15 protein-coding genes are annotated in these 16405 nt (G+C 63.0%); 4 read left to right on the top strand and 11 right to left on the bottom strand.

Annotated features, from left to right (window positions below; genetic code table 11):
• From doeA to ehuR, 9 genes are all read right to left on the bottom strand, one after another.
• Positions 1 to 1179, bottom strand: coding sequence for an ectoine hydrolase DoeA (doeA, locus tag NKJ89_RS25440; RefSeq protein ID WP_352606594.1), 1179 nt, complete (start codon positions 1177 to 1179; stop codon positions 1 to 3).
• Between the two features lie 138 nt (positions 1180 to 1317).
• Complete coding sequence (eutC, locus tag NKJ89_RS25435) at positions 1318 to 2310, bottom strand: ectoine utilization protein EutC (RefSeq protein WP_352606592.1); 993 nt, start codon at positions 2308 to 2310, stop codon at positions 1318 to 1320.
• Entirely contained in the window at positions 2307 to 3299 is a 993-nt protein-coding gene (eutB, locus tag NKJ89_RS25430) for a hydroxyectoine utilization dehydratase EutB (RefSeq protein ID WP_352606590.1), read from the bottom strand. The genes eutC and eutB overlap by 4 nt, the downstream gene beginning before the upstream one ends.
• Before the next feature lie 4 nt (positions 3300 to 3303).
• Positions 3304 to 4080 (bottom strand): ectoine utilization protein EutA, encoded by a 777-nt coding sequence (gene eutA / locus NKJ89_RS25425; protein ID WP_352606588.1) that lies wholly within the window; start codon positions 4078 to 4080, stop codon positions 3304 to 3306.
• Positions 4081 to 4083: 3 nt separating this feature from the next.
• Positions 4084 to 4743 carry an ectoine/hydroxyectoine ABC transporter permease subunit EhuD gene (ehuD, locus tag NKJ89_RS25420; protein WP_352606586.1) on the bottom strand — a complete coding sequence of 220 codons (660 nt, stop codon included), beginning with the start codon at positions 4741 to 4743 and terminating at the stop codon, positions 4084 to 4086.
• 34 nt (positions 4744 to 4777) lie between these two features.
• Positions 4778 to 5437, bottom strand: coding sequence for an ectoine/hydroxyectoine ABC transporter permease subunit EhuC (ehuC, locus tag NKJ89_RS25415; protein WP_352606584.1), 660 nt, complete (start codon positions 5435 to 5437; stop codon positions 4778 to 4780).
• 174 nt (positions 5438 to 5611) lie between these two features.
• Entirely contained in the window at positions 5612 to 6463 is an 852-nt protein-coding gene (ehuB, locus tag NKJ89_RS25410; RefSeq protein WP_352606582.1) for an ectoine/hydroxyectoine ABC transporter substrate-binding protein EhuB, read from the bottom strand.
• An 86-nt stretch (positions 6464 to 6549) separates the two neighbouring features.
• A complete protein-coding gene (ehuA, locus tag NKJ89_RS25405; protein ID WP_352606580.1) occupies positions 6550 to 7335 on the bottom strand; it encodes an ectoine/hydroxyectoine ABC transporter ATP-binding protein EhuA in 786 nt (261 codons plus the stop codon).
• A 124-nt stretch (positions 7336 to 7459) separates the two neighbouring features.
• A complete protein-coding gene (ehuR, locus tag NKJ89_RS25400) occupies positions 7460 to 8845 on the bottom strand; it encodes a MocR-like ectoine utilization transcription factor EhuR (protein WP_352606578.1) in 1386 nt (461 codons plus the stop codon).
• Between the two features lie 82 nt (positions 8846 to 8927).
• Here ehuR and NKJ89_RS25395 point away from each other — a divergent pair, with 82 nt between their 5' ends.
• The 4 genes from NKJ89_RS25395 to NKJ89_RS25380 all read left to right on the top strand — a co-directional run bounded on the left by NKJ89_RS25395 (position 8928) and on the right by NKJ89_RS25380 (position 13567).
• Positions 8928 to 9419 carry an Lrp/AsnC family transcriptional regulator gene (locus NKJ89_RS25395; protein WP_352606623.1) on the top strand — a complete coding sequence of 164 codons (492 nt, stop codon included), beginning with the start codon at positions 8928 to 8930 and terminating at the stop codon, positions 9417 to 9419.
• A 131-nt stretch (positions 9420 to 9550) separates the two neighbouring features.
• The gene (locus NKJ89_RS25390) at positions 9551 to 11044 is read left to right on the top strand and encodes an NAD-dependent succinate-semialdehyde dehydrogenase (RefSeq protein ID WP_352606576.1); all 1494 of its coding nucleotides are present in this window, start codon (positions 9551 to 9553) and stop codon (positions 11042 to 11044) included.
• Between the two features lie 30 nt (positions 11045 to 11074).
• A complete protein-coding gene (locus NKJ89_RS25385; RefSeq protein ID WP_352606575.1) occupies positions 11075 to 12454 on the top strand; it encodes an aspartate aminotransferase family protein in 1380 nt (459 codons plus the stop codon).
• Between the two features lie 9 nt (positions 12455 to 12463).
• Positions 12464 to 13567 carry an alcohol dehydrogenase family protein gene (locus NKJ89_RS25380; protein WP_352606573.1) on the top strand — a complete coding sequence of 368 codons (1104 nt, stop codon included), beginning with the start codon at positions 12464 to 12466 and terminating at the stop codon, positions 13565 to 13567.
• A 281-nt stretch (positions 13568 to 13848) separates the two neighbouring features.
• Here the strand turns inward: NKJ89_RS25380 and NKJ89_RS25375 are convergent, their stop codons facing one another.
• Together NKJ89_RS25375 and NKJ89_RS25370 are read right to left on the bottom strand one after the other, a co-directional pair.
• Complete coding sequence (locus NKJ89_RS25375) at positions 13849 to 14868, bottom strand: isopenicillin N synthase family dioxygenase (RefSeq protein WP_352606571.1); 1020 nt, start codon at positions 14866 to 14868, stop codon at positions 13849 to 13851.
• 257 nt (positions 14869 to 15125) lie between these two features.
• Positions 15126 to 16262 (bottom strand): hypothetical protein, encoded by a 1137-nt coding sequence (locus NKJ89_RS25370; RefSeq protein WP_352606569.1) that lies wholly within the window; start codon positions 16260 to 16262, stop codon positions 15126 to 15128.
• Positions 16263 to 16405: the final 143 nt, after the last annotated feature.

Genomic DNA, 16405 nt, shown 5'->3' with positions numbered 1-16405 from the left:
TCAATCCTTCACCACGAGTTTGCGCGGCACATTGGCCAGGCACTCTACACCGGTTTCGGTGATCAGAATGGACTCGGTGATCTCCAGTCCCATCGTTTCCAACCACAGGCCGGTCATGAAATGGAAGGTCATGCCGGGCTTGAGCTCGGTGCGGTCGCCGGGACGCAGACTCATCGTGCGTTCGCCCCAGTCCGGCGGATAGGACAGACCGATCGGGTAGCCGGTCCGGTTGTCCTTGACGATGCCGTATTTCTTCAGCACGCCGAAGAAGCCATTGGCGATATCTTCACAGGTGTTGCCGGGTTTCGCCGCGGCTAGGCCCGCCTCCATGCCCTCCAGTGTCGCCTTCTCGGCATCGAGGAATTCCTGTGTCGGCTTGCCGAGGAAGACGGTGCGCGACAGCGGGCAGTGATACCTGTTGTAGCAGCCGGCTATCTCGAAGAAGGTGCCCTCGCCCCGCTTCATCGGCTTGTCGTCCCAGGTCAGATGCGGCGCCGAAGCGTCGGCGCCCGACGGCAATAGCGGGACGATCGCCGGATAGTCGCCGCCGATACCATCGACGCCGCGCGTGCCGGCATCATAGATCTCGGCAACGAGATCGCATTTGCGCATGCCGACTTCGATCTTGTCGAAGATGCGCTGGTGCATCGCTTCGACGATGCGGGCAGCCTTGCGCATATAGTCGATCTCGGTCGGGCTCTTGACCGCCCGCTGCCAGTTGACCAGCGCGGTTGCGTCGACGAAGCGGGCGTTAGGCAGATGCTTCTGCAGCGATGCGAAGGCGGCGGCCGAAAACCAGTAATTGTCCATCTCGACGCCGATGGTGAGCTTGCCCCAGCCGCGATCGGCAAGCACGCTGGACAGAAAATCCATCGGGTGGCGCTCTGTCGACTGCACATAGTGATCGGCATAGCCGACGATGTTGTCATGCGCGAGATAGGCGGTGCGCTTGGCGCCGTTGGCGTCCTGGCCGCGGCCGTACCACACGGGCTCGCCCGAGGGCGGCACGATGACGGCCTGATGTACATAAAACGACCAGCCATCATAGCCGGTCAGCCAGGCCATGTTGGAGGGATCGCTGACGATCAGGAGATCGACGCCCTTCGCTTCCATGGCTTTCCGCGTCTTGGCCAGGCGATCCGCATATTCGCCTCGCGAGAATTTCAGGTTCGGCTGCATTGTTCTTGGTCCTCGTTTGTTGGGCCTGGAGCCTGTTTCAACTTCGTTGAATCCGGCTCCAGTCAATTTCCTTGTTTGAGCATGATCTCTTCGGAAAACCGGTTCCCACTTTTCCGGATCATGCTCTTGCGGCCAGCATCAGCTTTCGAAAATAGTTCCGGAATTGGCCGCCCGCGCGCGATCGCGGGCGAGCGTGGCGATCGCCGTATCCTGCACGCCGGTACCGGTCAGGTCGGCAATGGTGATGTCGCCGGGCGAACGCCGGCCGTGTTTTGCGCCGGCGATGATTTGGCCGAGCTCGGTCACCTCTGCATCGCCAGCCATCACACCCGCCGCAATGGCATGATGCAATTCACCCAGCCGCCTTGTCTGGATGGCGCTGTCGGCGACATAAAGATCGGCCATGCGCAGGATTGCCGGCGCAATCTCGTTCTTGTGCTCGGCATCGGAGCCCATCGCGGTGACGTGCTGGCCCGCGGAAACAAACCCCGCCTTGAGCAGCGGCTCGGTCGACGGCGTGGTGGTGACGATTATGTCGGCGCCGGCAACCGCGTTTGCGGGATCTGGTTCGACGCGCACGGCGATGCCGAGCTTTTTGCGCAACGCGCCAGCAGTCGTCTCAGCCTTGACGGCATCCCGCGCCCAGATGCGTGCCTCGGCGATCGGCCGCACCAGCATGAGTGCTTCGAGTTGCAAACCCGCCTGCACACCGGCGCCAAAGATCGCTGCCACTGAGGAGTCCGGCCGCGACAGATGTTTGGCCGCGACCGCGCCGGCGGCAGCCGTGCGGACATCGGTGAGATACCCATTGTCGAGCAGCAGCGCTTCGACCAAACCGGTTTTCGACGAGAGCAGCACCATCATGCCATTGACGCTGGGCAGGCCAAGCTTGGGGTTGTCGAAGAAGCCGGGGCTGATCTTGATGGCGAAGCCGTCAATACCCGGCACATAGGCGGTCTTCACGTCGACCTCGCCGCGATGCTCGGGAATGTCGAGCCGCAGGATCGGCGGCATCGCCACCGGCAGAGTGGCGAGCGCGCGGAAGGCATTTTCGACGCAGGCGACCGCATCGAGATCCAGCGTCACGATCGAGCGCAATTCGGCTTCGGTAAGGATCGTCATCCGGCTCATACGGCATCCTCCTTCAACAATGGCGCCTCGCAGACGATCCTGCGGTGCGCATTCATGTCGATGTTGCGGCCGGAGAGAAGCACGACCACCGGTCCATTCGCTCCGACCTTGCCGGCAAGCAGCGCGGCGATCCCGACCGCGCCGGCGCCCTCGACGATCTCGCGCTCCTGCGCATAGGCGTGGCGGATGCCGGCGGCGATCTCGTCCTCGCTTAGCAGGATGACATCGTCGAGCAGGTCGCGGCACATGGCGAAGGTCAGCCGGTTGTCGAGGCCGATGCCGCCGCCGAGCGAATCCGCCAGCGTTGGCAATTCTTCCACCAGCACCGGGTGGCCGGCATCGAGACTGGCCTTCATCGCCGCACCACGCGCCATCGAGACACCGATGATTTTTGTCCCGGGGCTGACGCCTTTGATGGCTGCGGCAACGCCGGAGGCGAGCCCGCCGCCAGAGAGCTGGACCAGAACGAGAGCAGCATCCGGAACCTGCTCGATCATCTCCAGCCCGAGCGTGCCTTGCCCGGCGATGATGGAAGGATGATCGAAGGGCGGCAGCATCACCAGCCCTTCCTGCGCGACCAGCCGCTCGACCTCCTGCTGGGCATCGTCCTGGCTGTTGCCGACAATGCGGACCTCCGCGCCAAGCCGGCGGATTTCGTCGAGCTTGTTGCCCGGCACCAGCCGCGACATGCAGATTACCGCACGCAGGCCTTCGAGCTTTGCCGCGTGCGCCAGCGCCCGACCATGATTGCCGGTCGAGGCCGCGACGACGCCGCGCGCCTTCTCATCGGTGCTCAGCGAAGCGACCGCATTGGAGGCGCCACGCAGTTTGAAGCTGCCGGTGGTTTGGCGATGTTCGAGCTTGAGGTAAACCGGCACGCCGCAGCGTTCCGAAAGGCTATGGGACAAAACCGTTGGCGTGCGCTCGATCTTGTTGGCGATACGCTCACGGGCGATACGGATGTCCGCTAGGGCGATGGCGCGCGTCATTGTCTTACTGTCCGGGCGGCAGCGTCATCAGACGGCCGAATTCGGGACGCTGCGTGTCATCTCCACAAAGCCGCAAACAATTCCAGGCTGTCGCCTGGTTGCTGGTCACTACGGGGCGGCCAATCGCCTTTTCCATGCAGGTGACCGCGAGTGCAGCGCGCAGCGCCGTGCAGGACACGAACAGGGCATCGGCGCTGGCTTCCGTCGCCTCACGCGCGAGATCGACAAGCTTTGCCGGGGCGATGCGCGCCATCTCGCGATCGTCCTCGAACCCGAGACAGGTGAAGCTGGCGATGTCGAACCCTTGCGCGGCGAAATAGGCGGCCATCGGCCTGGATGTCTCGACCGTGTAGGGCGTGAGAATGCTGATCTTGCGTGCACCCAGCGCACGCAGCCCTCGTACGCCGGCCATCGGCGGCGTGACGACTGGTACGCCGGGTTTGGCGGCCTGGATCGCGGCCTCGATCTCGGCATCGCCGATCACCACCGAGGCCGACGTGCAGGAATAGCAGATCGCATCGAGCGGTTCGTCGGGCAGGATCAGGGCCGCGCCTGCCGTCAGCGCCGGCTGCATCTTGCGCAGATTCTCCGGTGTCGTCGGGTTGGCGTAGGGAATGCGCGCGACATAGACGCCGATCCGCTCGCTCGCCACCATGCGGCGAAAATCCGGCTCGCTGGTGTGATCGGTGGCCAGGATAATCAGGCCGACGCGCCGCTCAAGCGGGCGGGCATCCAGCGCTGGCCGCTTCTGATGGACCTTGATCTCGGGCAAGAGTTTCACGAACTACCTCTCGATTTTGCCGTAGCGGCGTTCCAGCCAGCGCAGCAGCACCACCGAAAACAGACTGATGACGAGGAAGAAAGCGCCGACCAGCGTGATCGGCTCGATATAGCGATAATAGGTGTTGGCGACGCTTTTCGCCTGGTTCATCAGCTCAAGCACGGTGATCGCCGACAGCAGCGGCGTTTCCTTGAACATGGCGATGAAATAATTGGCCAGCGCCGGGATCATCGGCGGAATGGCCTGCGGAATGATGATATGGGTCCAGGTTTGCCCGGCGCTCAGATTGCACGCCTTGGCGGCCTCCCATTGGCCGCGCTGCACATTGTCGATGCCGGCGCGGTAGACTTCCGCCGTGTAGGTGCCGTAGTGGAGCCCGAGCCCGATGACACCGGCCACCAACGGCGGCAACAGGATGCCGATATCTGGCAGCACGTAGAAGATGAAATAGAGCTGCACCAGCAACGGCGTGCCACGAATGAACTCGGCCAGGAAGCCGACCGTGCGTGACAACGCCTTGTTGGGCGAGCGGCGCGCCAGCGCGATGCCCAGCCCGACGATCGCCGCCAGCACCGAGCCGAGCAGCGTCGCCAGGATGGTGATCTTCACCCCCTGGATCAGCGTCGGCATGATTTGCCAGACGAAATTCCAATCCCATTCCATCAGCAGGCCCAATTTATCAGAAGGGCATCGGCCATCAGACGCGCACCCCATCGAGGCCGCGCGCCATGCGGCGCTCCAGCGAGCGCATGCCCCATGAGATGAGCAGCGCCAGAATGAAATAGATGAACAGGATGGTGGTGAACGGCACCATGGTGTTACCGGTCTGCGAGCGTACCACCTGCGCCTGGAAGGTCAGGTCGGCAAGCGAGATCAGCGACACAACGGCGGTCGCCTTGAGCAATTCGATGGCGTTGTTGCCGAAGGTCGGCAGCATCACCAGCAGCGTCTGCGGCAGGATGACGTGACGCATACCTTGCCAGCGGCCAAGGTTGAGCGCGGTACAGGCCTCGTACTGTTCGCGGCCGATCGACTGGATGGCGCCACGCACCACTTCGGCGGCGTAGGCACCGACATTGAGGCCAAGCGCCAGCACGCCGGCCTGTAGTGGCGTCAGCGAAATACCGATGAAGGGCAGCACGAAATAGGCCCAGAACAACTGCACGAAAATCGAGGTGCCGCGGAAGAATTCGATATAGGCGGTGGCCAGCGCGCGCAGAATGAAAAAGCGCGACAGCCGTCCCATTCCGGCAAGAAAGGCCATGAACAGGGCAAGCACCGATCCCATCAGCGTCAGCTCGATGGTGACAAGCGCTCCCTGCAATATCAGGCCGAAATAGCCGGACCACTGAGTCATGAAATTCGATGTTTCCTACGTTTGGCCTTAGCGTCCTTCCCCCCGTTCACGAGGAGAAGATGCCGGCAGGCAGATGAGGAGCGACGCTAAACTCTCAGAAGTAGGCGCCGTCCCTCATCCGTCACTTCGTGACACCTCCTCCCCGCAAACGGGGAGAAGGGCAAAAAGGCGCGCCTACTTCGCCGCGCAGAGCTTGTCGCGTGTCGTCGACATCGCGGCCGCCGCCGAGAAACCGTAGGGCTCGATGATCTTGGCGAACTCGCCCGATGTCTTCAGCTTGGCCAGTTCGACGTCGAAGGCATCGCGCAGCGCCTCGTCGCCCTTCTTGAAGGCGGCGCCGTCGCAATAGACCGGCGCGCCCTGCACCGGCGCGATGACTTGGAGGTTTGGATCATTGGCCTTCTTGACCAGGTCGTTGATCGACAGAACAGGCAGCGAGTAGACGTCGATACGGCCATCCTGCAGCATCTTCACGCCGCTCTGGCCATCCGGCACGACGATGACACGCTCGCGCGGCACGCCGGCATTGAGCGCCAGCTTCTCTTCGGTGCCGCCGCCGGGCGCGCCGATGGTGGCGGTCGCGTCCTTGGCAACATCCTCATAGCTCTTGAAACCCTTCGGATTGCCCTTCTTCACCAGCATCGCCTCGGCGTCGCACAGCACCGGTTCCGAATAGGCAACGGCGGCGCAGCGCTCCGGTTTCATGAACAGGCCGGCGGTGACGACGTCGAAGCGCCCGGCCTGCAGGCCGGGGATCATCGCGCCATATTCGGAGATCGAGGCGACGATGTCGGCGACGCCGAGGCGCTTGAAGATCTCGCGCGCCACATCGGGTGCAGCGCCGGAAACCTTGCCATCGGCGGCGACCGCCGTATAGGGCGGCTCGTTGGCGATGGCGACGCGGGCAAAGCCTTGCGCCTTGAGTTGCTCGAGCTTGCTGTCGTCGGCCGAACCGGCGGTCGAGGCGGCCAGCACCGCCGTCAGCGCAAGACCGGCGACGCCGGCCAGAATGCCAAATTTCTTCATTGTTCCCAACTCCTTGTTCCTTGTCCTGCTTTTGTACGGGCGGCGTTGCCGCCTGAGGGACGGCTTCGCCGCCCTTGGCATTGCGGTCAGACGCGATGTCCGGCCGCGATGATCTTCTTCAGGAAGCCTTGCGTACGCTCCTGCTTGGGATTGCGGAAAATCTCGTCGGGCTTGCCTTCCTCAACAATCTTGCCTCGATCGAAGAACAGCACCCGGTCGGCGAAATCATGGGCAAAACCCATCTCGTGGGTGACGAGCAGCATGGTCATGTCGGTCTCGGCGGCGAGCTTGCGCATGACGTTCATCACCTCCTCGACCAGCTCCGGATCGAGCGCCGACGTCACCTCGTCGAACAGCATGATCTTCGGCGACAGCGCGAGTGCACGGGCGATCGCGACGCGTTGCTTCTGTCCGCCGGACAACTGCGCCGGCATGTTCTTGGCTTTGTCGGCCATGCCGACCATTTCGAGCAGTTCCATCGCCCGCTTTTCGGCGGCGGCGCGCGGCGTGCCCTTGGTCAGCATCGGCGCCAACGTGACATTGTCCATGACGCATTTGTGCGGAAACAGGTTGAACAGCTGAAAGACCATGCCGATTTTCTGGCGCATCCTCGTCAAATGCCGCTCATCGGCGGGCAGCAACTGGCCGTTGCGCTCCACGTGATAGAGCTGCTCGCCGTCGATCTGGATATGACCGCCGTCGATGCGCTCCAAGGTCATCAGGATGCGTAGGATCGTCGTCTTGCCCGAGCCCGACGGGCCGATCAGCGCCAGCTTCTCGCCAGGCATGACCTGCATCGACAGGCCGTCCAGCACCTTGAAAGTGCCGAAGCTTTTGGAAATGGCGTCGATGTTGATGATGGGCGTGGGCAATGCGGTTCCCCGTCCTGGAGAGGTCTAGGCTCTTAACGATGCGGAACGCGCCAAATCATGTCAATTGGGAAAATAATACCATGACAATTATTCTAATTCCGCACAATTTCCGAGCACTTGCGGCCTAGATGGCGAGCAACAGATGTTCCGGATCGCCAAGCAAAAGCTTGGTGACAACGCCGAGGCCGGCGCGCAGTTCCCCCTCAGTGGTCGAACCCAGCGAGATGCGCACCGCCGGATGCCAGGGCGCATCCGAAATGCGGAAGGATGTGCCGGGTGCAATCGCCACGCCCTGCAGCCGGGCCTGGGCGACAAAACTTTCCTCGGCGCGATCGGCGGGCAGTTGCAGCCAGACATGCAGCCCGTCGCGCCGGGCGCGATAGTCGACCCCGGCCAGCACCTCCGCCGCTATATCCAGCCGCCGCCGCAGCGCCGCGCGCTGCCAGTGGACAAGCTCGATCGCGGTGCCGTCGGTGACCCATTTGGTGGCGATCTCGGCGACCAGCGGCGTCGCCATCCAGTTCGAGACCAGATGCCGGTTGGCGACGGCGGCGACATAGCGGTCCGGCGCGGCGAGATAGCCAATACGCAGGCCGGGCACCACGATCTTGGTAAAGGAGGTGACATAGAGCGTACGCTCGGGCGCAAACGCAGCGACTGGCGGCGGCCGATCCTCGACCAGGGGACCGAGCACATCGTTCTCGATGATGGCGATGTCGTGCTTGCGTGCGACGGCGGCAATTTCTTCGCGCCGCCGCGCGTCCATCAGCGTCGCCGTCGGATTGATCACTGAGGGCTGCACGAAGACGGCGCGAATGTCGGAAAGCCGGCACGCCTCGTCAAGCGCCTCCGGAATAAGGCCATTGTCGTCGATCGGCAGGCCTTCGAGGTTGAAGCCGAGATAACGGGCGAGCGGCACCAGCGTGTGGTGACCGATCGCCTCGGTGGCGACCGTCGAGCCGGGCGGCGCCACGCTCATCAGCGCCACGGTCATGCCGGCGGTGGCGCCGTTGGTCAGGCTGATGTTCTGCGCGGAGCTGTCGAGCCCGCACAGTTTCAGCCATTCGACCGCCACCGCGCGGTGACGTGGAAACACCATGTTGGGCCGGAACGACAATGCTGAACTCGACGGCAGGTTCTCGGCCAGCCAGCCCAAGGCCTGCCTCAACCGCTCCAGATGCATCGGTTCGCAGACCGGTTTCAGGATCGACAGATCGATGACTTCGCCGAGCCGCTCCGGCAGATAGGGCGGTTCCGGCTCGCGGCGCTGCGTCTGGACGAAGCTGCCGCGGCCGATCTCGCCCGAAATCAGCCCGCGGCGGATCAATTCCTCATAGGCGCGGCTGACCGTCTGCACCGAAAGCTTGAGGTCGTCGGCCAGCCGTCGATGCGTCGGCAACCGTGCGCCATTGGCCAGGCGCCCGTCATGGATGGCGCGCGCGAACTGGTCGGCAAGCGTCTGATAGGCTGGCCGTCGGATGAGCTTGGGATCGGGATGCCACAATGTCATGACTTATTAGAGATCGAAATCAGTGCAATTGACAATCGAAATAATGCGCCGTCATGGTGCAGTCGACGAAAAGTGGATGCCGATGACTGCCCCGAAACTCGACCCGATCGACCTGAAAATCCTCGACGCCATCCAGCGCGACGGACGCATCACCAAGCTGGCACTGGCCGAGCAGGTCGGCTTGTCGCCGACGCCGTGCTGGATGCGGCTGCGCAAGCTGGAAAAGGCCGGCATCGTCTCGGGCTACCACGCCAGGATCGCCATGCGCGTCGTCGCACCCGTCGCAACCGTGCTGATGGAGGTGACGCTGGCCAACCACCGCCAGGCCGATTTCGACCGCTTCGAGCGCGTCATCCGCGACATTCCCGAGATCGTCGCCTGCTGGTCCGTCGGCGGCGGCGTCGACTATGTGCTGAAAGTGATGGCACGTGACATCGACGCGTACCAGCGCCTGGTGGATGGCTTGCTCGACCGCGAGATCGGCATCGATCGCTACTTCACCTACATCGTCATCAAGACAGTGAAGGACGAGATTGCGCTGCCTGTAGCCGACCTGTTGCCGGTCTCGCCATAGGGATCGGAGAGATCGTCTCGCCCAAGGACGTAATAGAGAGAAACTCTCTACATCAGGGCACCCAAACAGCCCCTCTGTCTGCACAGGACGGATAGTCTTCCCCTATCAGTCCGAACCGGGAGGCCTCGACCATGTCCGCGCATTTCGCCCGCTCGCATCGCCATGAAGCGCTCGATCGCCTGGCCGACCACCGGCTGCTGCGTGAACTCGCCTATGTCGATGGCCACTGGACGGCAAGCGAAGCCGCTGAAAGCTTCGAGGTCACCGATCCGGCCACCGGCACGACTGTCGCTTTCGTCGCCGCGCTCGATGGCAAGCAGACGACAAAGGCGATCGATGCCGCCGCGCGCGCCTTTCCGGCCTGGCGGTCGCTGTTGCCGCAGGAGCGTTCTAACATACTGCGAAAATGGTTCGAGCTGATCATTGCCGCCAAGCAAGACCTCGCTTTGCTGATGACGCTGGAACAGGGTAAGCCGCTGCAGGAATCGCTGGGCGAAATCAACTATGCCGCCTCCTTCGTCGAGTGGTATGCCGAAGAAGCAAAACGTCTGAACGCCGAGAGCGTCACCAGCCATCTGCCGAACGCCGAAATGATGGTGCGGCGTGAGCCGATCGGTGTCGTCGGCGTCGTCACACCGTGGAATTTTCCTGCGGCTATGCTGACTCGCAAGGCAGCGGCAGCACTAGCGGCTGGCTGCACCATCGTTGCGCATCCGTCCTCGGAAACGCCGCTGTCGGCGCTGGCGCTGGCCGAACTTGGCGAGCGCGCCGGCCTGCCCGCCGGCGTCTTCAACATCGTCACCGGCAAGGCTTCGACCATCGTCGGCCGGATGTGCGAAGATCCACGCGTTCGCGCCATGAGCTTCACCGGCTCGACCGAAATCGGCAGGCTGATCGCCGCCCAGAGCGCGCCGACGATGAAGCGGCTGGTGATGGAGCTTGGCGGCCATGCGCCGCTGATCGTCTTTGCCGACGCCGATATCGACAGAGCTGTGAACATCGCCATTGACGCCAAATTCGCCACATCGGGCCAGGACTGCCTCGCCGCCAACCGCATCTATGTCCAGCGGCCGATCTATGATCGCTTCTGCGCCGCCTTCGCCAGGCGCATTGAGACGTTGCGGACCGGCAATGGCCTTGCTCAGGGAATCGACATCGGCCCGCTGATGCATGAGCGCGCCGTCAAGAAAGTCGAGGAACAGGTCGCCGACGCGCTCACCCATGGCGCGCGCTGCCTCGCCGGCGGCGCGCGGCATCAAGCCGGGCCGTTGTTCTACCAGCCGACGCTGCTGGCCGATGTCAGCGATGAAGCGCTGATCATGCGCGAGGAAACGTTTGGACCGGTTGCCGCCGTGACGCCGTTCGACAGCGAGGACGAGGTAATCGCCCGCGCCAACGCCACCGAATATGGCCTCGTCGCTTATGTCGTGACCGAGAACGGCGCCCGCCAGCAGCGCATGGGCCGCGCGCTCGACTACGGCATGGTCGCCATCAACCGCGTCAAGATCACCGGCGCGCCGATCCCCTTCGGCGGCGTCAAGCAATCCGGCATCGGCCGCGAAGGCTCGCGCCAAGGGCTCGAAGCCTTCACCGATCTGAAGTATCTCTGCCTGGACATCTCGTAAATCGTCCGGCCATCCCTCAAGGAGTAAAAAATGCTCGACCAGTCCAACGAACTCGCCGCCTGGGATCGCGATCACTTGTTCCATCCCTCGACCCATATGGGCACGCATGCGCGCGGCGAGAGCCCGACGCGCATCATGGCCGGCGGTGAAGGCGTCACCGTGTGGGACGACAATGGCAAGAAGAGCCTCGACGCCTTCGCCGGCCTCTATTGCGTCAATGTCGGCTACGGCCGGCAGAAGATCGCCGACGCCATCGCCGCCCAGGCGAAGAACCTCGCCTACTACCACGCCTATGTCGGCCACGGCACCGAGGCCTCGATCACGCTCGCCAAGATGATCATCGACCGCGCGCCGAAGGGCATGTCGAGGGTGTATTTCGGCCTCTCGGGCTCGGATGCCAACGAGACCAACATCAAGCTGATCTGGTACTACAACAACGTGCTAGGGCGGCCTGAGAAGAAGAAGATCATCTCGCGCTGGCGCGGCTATCACGGCTCGGGCGTGATGACGGGATCGCTGACCGGGCTCGACCTGTTCCACAACGCCTTCGACCTGCCGCGCGCGCCGATCCTGCACACCGAGGCGCCGTATTATTTCCGCCGCGCCGACCGTTCGATGAGCGAGGAGCAATTTTCGCAGCATTGCGCCGACAAGCTCGAGGAGATGATCCTGGCGGAGGGGCCGGAGACCGTCGCCGCCTTCATCGGCGAGCCGATCCTCGGAACCGGCGGCATCGTGCCGCCGCCGGCTGGCTACTGGGAAAAGATCCAGGCAGTGCTGAAGAAGTACGACGTGCTGCTCGTCGCCGACGAGGTGGTCACGGGCTTCGGCCGGCTGGGCACCATGTTCGGCTCCGACCATTACGGCATCAAGCCGGACCTGATCACCATCGCCAAGGGCCTGACCTCGGCCTATGCGCCGCTGTCGGGCGTCATCGTCGCCGACAAGATGTGGCAAGTGCTGGTGCAAGGCTCCGACAAGCTCGGCTCGCTCGGCCATGGCTGGACCTATTCGGCGCATCCGATCTGCGTTGCCGCCGGCGTCGCCAATCTCGAACTGATCGACGAGATGGATCTTGTGACCAATGCCCGCGAAACCGGCGCCTATTTCCGCGCCGAGCTGGCCAAGGCGGTCGGCGGTCACAAACATGTCGGTGACGTGCGCGGCGACGGCATGCTGGCGGCGGTCGAGTTCGTTGCCGACAAGGACGACCGGGTGTTCTTCGATGCTTCGCTCAAGATCGGACCGCAGGTGGCGACGGCGCTTGCCGCAAGCGGCGTCATCGGCCGCGCCATGCCGCAGGGCGACATTCTCGGCTTCGCGCCGCCGCTCTGCCTGACCCGCGAAGAAGCCGACATCGTCGTTTCGAAGACCGCCGATGCGGTCAAGAGCGTGTTTGCCAATCTCTGAGATCGATCCATGAATGCCATGACCAAAACTGTCCCCGCCACCATGGCCGCCGTGCTGCTTACCGGGCACGGCGGACCGGAAAAACTCGTCTACCGCAGCGATGTCAAAGTGCCCTCGCCTGCTCCTGGTGAGGTGCTGGTGAAAGTCAGCGCCTGCGGGATGAACAATACCGATGTCTGGGTGCGCCAGGGCGCCTATGGCACGGAAGAGGACGCGGCTGCGGTGTCGACCTGGCGGCGCCAGGGCAACACGCTTGTTTTCCCGCGTATCCAGGGCACCGACACTGTCGGCACCATCGCCGCCGTTGGCGAAGGCGTTTCGTTTGACCGCATCGGCGAACGGGTGATGGTCGATTTCTCGATCTACAACCGAGACGACGATTCGCTCGCCGACATCGACTATATGGGCCACGGCCGCGACGGCGGTTATGCCGAATACCAGGCCGTGCCGGCCGAGAATGCTCATGTCGTCGATACGAACATGACCGACGTCGAACTCGCCACCTTCTGCTGCGCCTATCTCACCGGCGAACAGATGCTGGAACGCGCGGGCCTGAAAGCCGGCGAACGCGTGCTGGTCACCGGCGCCTCGGGCGGTGTCGGTTCCGGCATCGTGCAGCTGGCGCGAGCGCGCGGCGCCATTCCCTACGCCGTCGTCGGCAAGGGCAAGGAACAGGCGGTGCTCGACATCGGCGCCGAGGCCGTCATCACGCGTGGCGTTGCCGAACTGCCGCAAGCCGTGACCGAGGCGACTGGCGGCCAGCCGATCGACGTGGTCGCAGACCTCGTTGGCGGCGCCATCTTCAACGACCTGTTGCGTATTCTCAGGCCCGAAGGCCGCTATACCACCGCCGGCGCGATCGCCGGTCCGGTCGTGCAGCTCGATCTCAGGACCATGTACCTGAAGCAGTTGCAACTGCATGGCTCGAGCCAAGGCACGCGCGCGGACTTCCGCCGCATCGTCGGGTACATCGAAGCGAAGAAAATCCGGCCGCTGGTCGGCGGCATCTACAAGCTCTCCGATTTCCACCATGCGCAGGCGGATTTCATCGCCAAGGATTTCGTCGGCAAGCTGGTTGTGGTGCCGGATGCCATGTGGGGTTCGGCTGGCTGAACCGATGCCTCGATGCGGAAATGAGCACGACACGGGTGTTTGACGGGCTTTTGCAGCATTTCCGCATTGCGCCGTCCGAAACCACGACGAAAAATGGCCGGGCGCGAAGGCGGCCCGGCCAAAAGAAGGTCAAACCTTCAGAGGGGAACACCGTCCGGCGGAATGGGAGGAAACCGCCGAACGATTTTGCCACTCTGGCCTTATTTCTTGGCTACGGCCACGAATGGAATTCCAAAAAATGCGCAAATTGGCAAAAATTCGTGCTCGGCGCCATAAAGCCTTCACGAGCCCGCGGCTCCGGTCTCGAGCAGATCGGCATAGTGGCGGCGTGCCACGTCGGGATGTGAACGCAGCCGGCTTTTGAGCACATTGGTCCCGACATCGCGGAACAATGGGTTGTCGGGATCGCTTGCCGGTCCGCGTGCCTGCGCCGCCAGTTCCTCGGAAAGGCTGAGAAGCGGGATAGTGGCATCCAGCCGCGCGCTGAAAAAGAAGGGGACGGAAATCCGCTCGACGCCGGCAGGCGGCGTCACGGCGCGGTGCACGGTGGCGCGCAGATAGCCGTTCGATGCCAGTTCGAGCAGTTCACCGATGTTGACGACCAGCGTTCCGGGGAGCGGGTCGACGTTCACCCAGCTTCCGTCATATTCGACCTGCAGCCCCTTGTTGTCGTCCTGCAGCAGCAGGGTCAGGAAGCCGCCATCCTTGTGCGCGCCGACGCCCTGGTCGGTGCCGGTCGCCTGACGGCCGGGGTAGCGCACGATCTTCATGCGATGGTTGGGCGAATCCCGGTAGATTGCATCAAAAGCATCCTCGGGCTGATCGAGGGACAGGGCGAAGGCCTTCAGCAAGCGGATCGCCACCGCGGTCGCCTTGGTCTGCCATGCCAGCAGCGCCGGCTTGAGCTCAGGCAACGCCTGGGGCCACTGGTTCGGCCCTTGCAGCCGCGTCCAGGGTGCTACTCCCGGCCCTTGCGCTATCGGCTGGCGCTCGACGCCGATGTCGAGCTGCTCGCGCCAGTCGGCCGTGCCCCTGGTCAGTTCGCCGCCGGCGCGGGTGTAGCCGCGAAACTGCGGGGATTTGACCATTTCGATGGCCAGCTTGTCGGCTTCGGGCAATGCGAAGAAGCGGCGCGAGGCATCCAGCACGTCGTCGATCTCCGCGGCGGAAATTCCGTGGCCGCTGAGATAGAAGAAGCCGACGTCCCGGGCCGCCGTGCGCAGGTCCAGGAGAAAGGTGCGATGCTCGGACGCACCTTGTTCGAGACGGCTGAGATCAAGCACCGGCACAATTCTGGGCATGGTCAGGTTCCTTCCATTCTCTGCCTTGCCTGGGAGAAGTAGAAGCGACCACAGGCAGGAGATCCGGGCACGGATCGCGCTTCCAAAAGTGGCACGCGGTGGCTGCCGATCAAAGCAACGGGCACGCCAATCTGGTCCGAATGGAAGAACGCCAGCGCTGCATATCATGGCCTGTCGGCAAATAATGTTCCAAGCTGCTATTTTGCCCGCAATGCATCGCGTGGACCTCTTTCGAGCGCGACATCGTCCAATAGCAGCTAGCGGAACAGATATTTCGACACTTCCGGGTTGCCGCGACGCCACATCACGTTGTCCAGGAAGTAGTGGTGCACGTTGATGAATATCCACGCTATGAAGAGGAAAAGCGACGAGCCGAGCACCTGTTTGTCGTAGGGAACCAGGGCGGTCAGCGCCATCGGCACGAGCCAGAAGCCAAGCGCGCCAAGAATTGTGCCGGCGACGATGAATATCAGCACCCGCAGCCTGTACAGCGGCCCGAGAATGGACAGGACCTTTAACCCCGGATCCCTGGCGGCATCCGCGCGGTCGCGCTCGACATTGGTCTGGTAACGCCAGACCACCGCCAAATACTGCAGCGAATGGAGCGCCGGCACCACAAGCAGCCAGAGCGGATTTATCGTCACGAACAGGATCCAGGCATAGAGGGTGACGACATAGGCGACGACGCCGTTATAGGGCAGCGCGCCACCATGCTTGCGCCAGCGATTGGCAAACATCACGACGGTGGCCGCCGAGGAAGCAGCGGCGACCGCAACGGCGATGTTGATGAGCCATGGCGGGACGGCGAATGTGTAGTAATCCAGGCCCCAGAACTGCCGTTCGGTGATCACCGCGTTCGTCTGAAGCCAGGCGAACAGCCACACGGCATAGCCGTTGAACAGCAGCACCTTCTTGTCCTGATCGCTGAAGAATTTGCGCTTCAAGACGGCGTCCACCATCAGCATGCCGTAGCCTTGCTTGACGTAGTGCCAGCCGACGAAAAAGCCCATCGCATTGGTGGCATATCCCAGCAGGCGAGCGTTCCCGGTTACGGCGCCATAGGCGAAGAAGGCGCCCATGATCAGCGGCACGACAATGCCCGCGAAAATGTAGCGAAGCTGGAGGCTCCTGTCGTACCCGTCGCCACGCACCTTGCGCGCGTAGTTGCGATAGAAAATCTGGTAGGAATGGGCAAAGTGCGGCTGGTTGATGAGATGCGACAGCAGGAACGCCGTCAGCGCCACCAGACCTTCGTATTTGAGCGGCACAAAATACAGGACCGGCAGGATCAGGAACGCGCTCCCGCCAAGCATGAAAAAGTCGATGAACGGACCAAAGAGATATTTCTGCGGGGCGACTGAGACCGAGGCATCCGCCGAAAGGTGAAGTGCCATGCTGCCTTCTCCCTGTGATCGTTTATTTAGCCATCGACCTGATTGCCCGGCAAGGTCCCCGGGCTCCGAACTCAGGCTGACAAAAGACCTGACGACAGCCGGCGGTGTCGGCGGTGTCGTTCACGATAGGAATTTTTTCCTTG

It is taken from the genome of Mesorhizobium sp. M0047 (assembly GCF_040323315.1).
GTDB lineage: Bacteria > Pseudomonadota > Alphaproteobacteria > Rhizobiales > Rhizobiaceae > Mesorhizobium.
Note: the sequence above shows the minus strand (reverse complement) of the source record. Positions and strands in the feature narration are given on the sequence as shown.

Coding starts and splice junctions, on each gene's coding strand:
- doeA (WP_352606594.1), bottom strand. CDS start 1,179: ATGCAGCCGAACCTGAAATTCTCGCGAGGCGAATATGCGGATCGCCTG.
- eutC (WP_352606592.1), bottom strand. CDS start 2,310: ATGAGCCGGATGACGATCCTTACCGAAGCCGAATTGCGCTCGATCGTG.
- eutB (WP_352606590.1), bottom strand. CDS start 3,299: ATGACGCGCGCCATCGCCCTAGCGGACATCCGTATCGCCCGTGAGCGT.
- ehuD (WP_352606586.1), bottom strand. CDS start 4,743: ATGGAATGGGATTGGAATTTCGTCTGGCAAATCATGCCGACGCTGATC.
- ehuC (WP_352606584.1), bottom strand. CDS start 5,437: ATGACTCAGTGGTCCGGCTATTTCGGCCTGATATTGCAGGGAGCGCTT.
- ehuB (WP_352606582.1), bottom strand. CDS start 6,463: ATGAAGAAATTTGGCATTCTGGCCGGCGTCGCCGGTCTTGCGCTGACG.
- ehuR (WP_352606578.1), bottom strand. CDS start 8,845: ATGACATTGTGGCATCCCGATCCCAAGCTCATCCGACGGCCAGCCTAT.
- NKJ89_RS25395 (WP_352606623.1), top strand. CDS start 8,928: ATGACTGCCCCGAAACTCGACCCGATCGACCTGAAAATCCTCGACGCC.
- NKJ89_RS25390 (WP_352606576.1), top strand. CDS start 9,551: ATGTCCGCGCATTTCGCCCGCTCGCATCGCCATGAAGCGCTCGATCGC.
- NKJ89_RS25385 (WP_352606575.1), top strand. CDS start 11,075: ATGCTCGACCAGTCCAACGAACTCGCCGCCTGGGATCGCGATCACTTG.
- NKJ89_RS25380 (WP_352606573.1), top strand. CDS start 12,464: ATGAATGCCATGACCAAAACTGTCCCCGCCACCATGGCCGCCGTGCTG.
- NKJ89_RS25375 (WP_352606571.1), bottom strand. CDS start 14,868: ATGCCCAGAATTGTGCCGGTGCTTGATCTCAGCCGTCTCGAACAAGGT.
- NKJ89_RS25370 (WP_352606569.1), bottom strand. CDS start 16,262: ATGGCACTTCACCTTTCGGCGGATGCCTCGGTCTCAGTCGCCCCGCAG.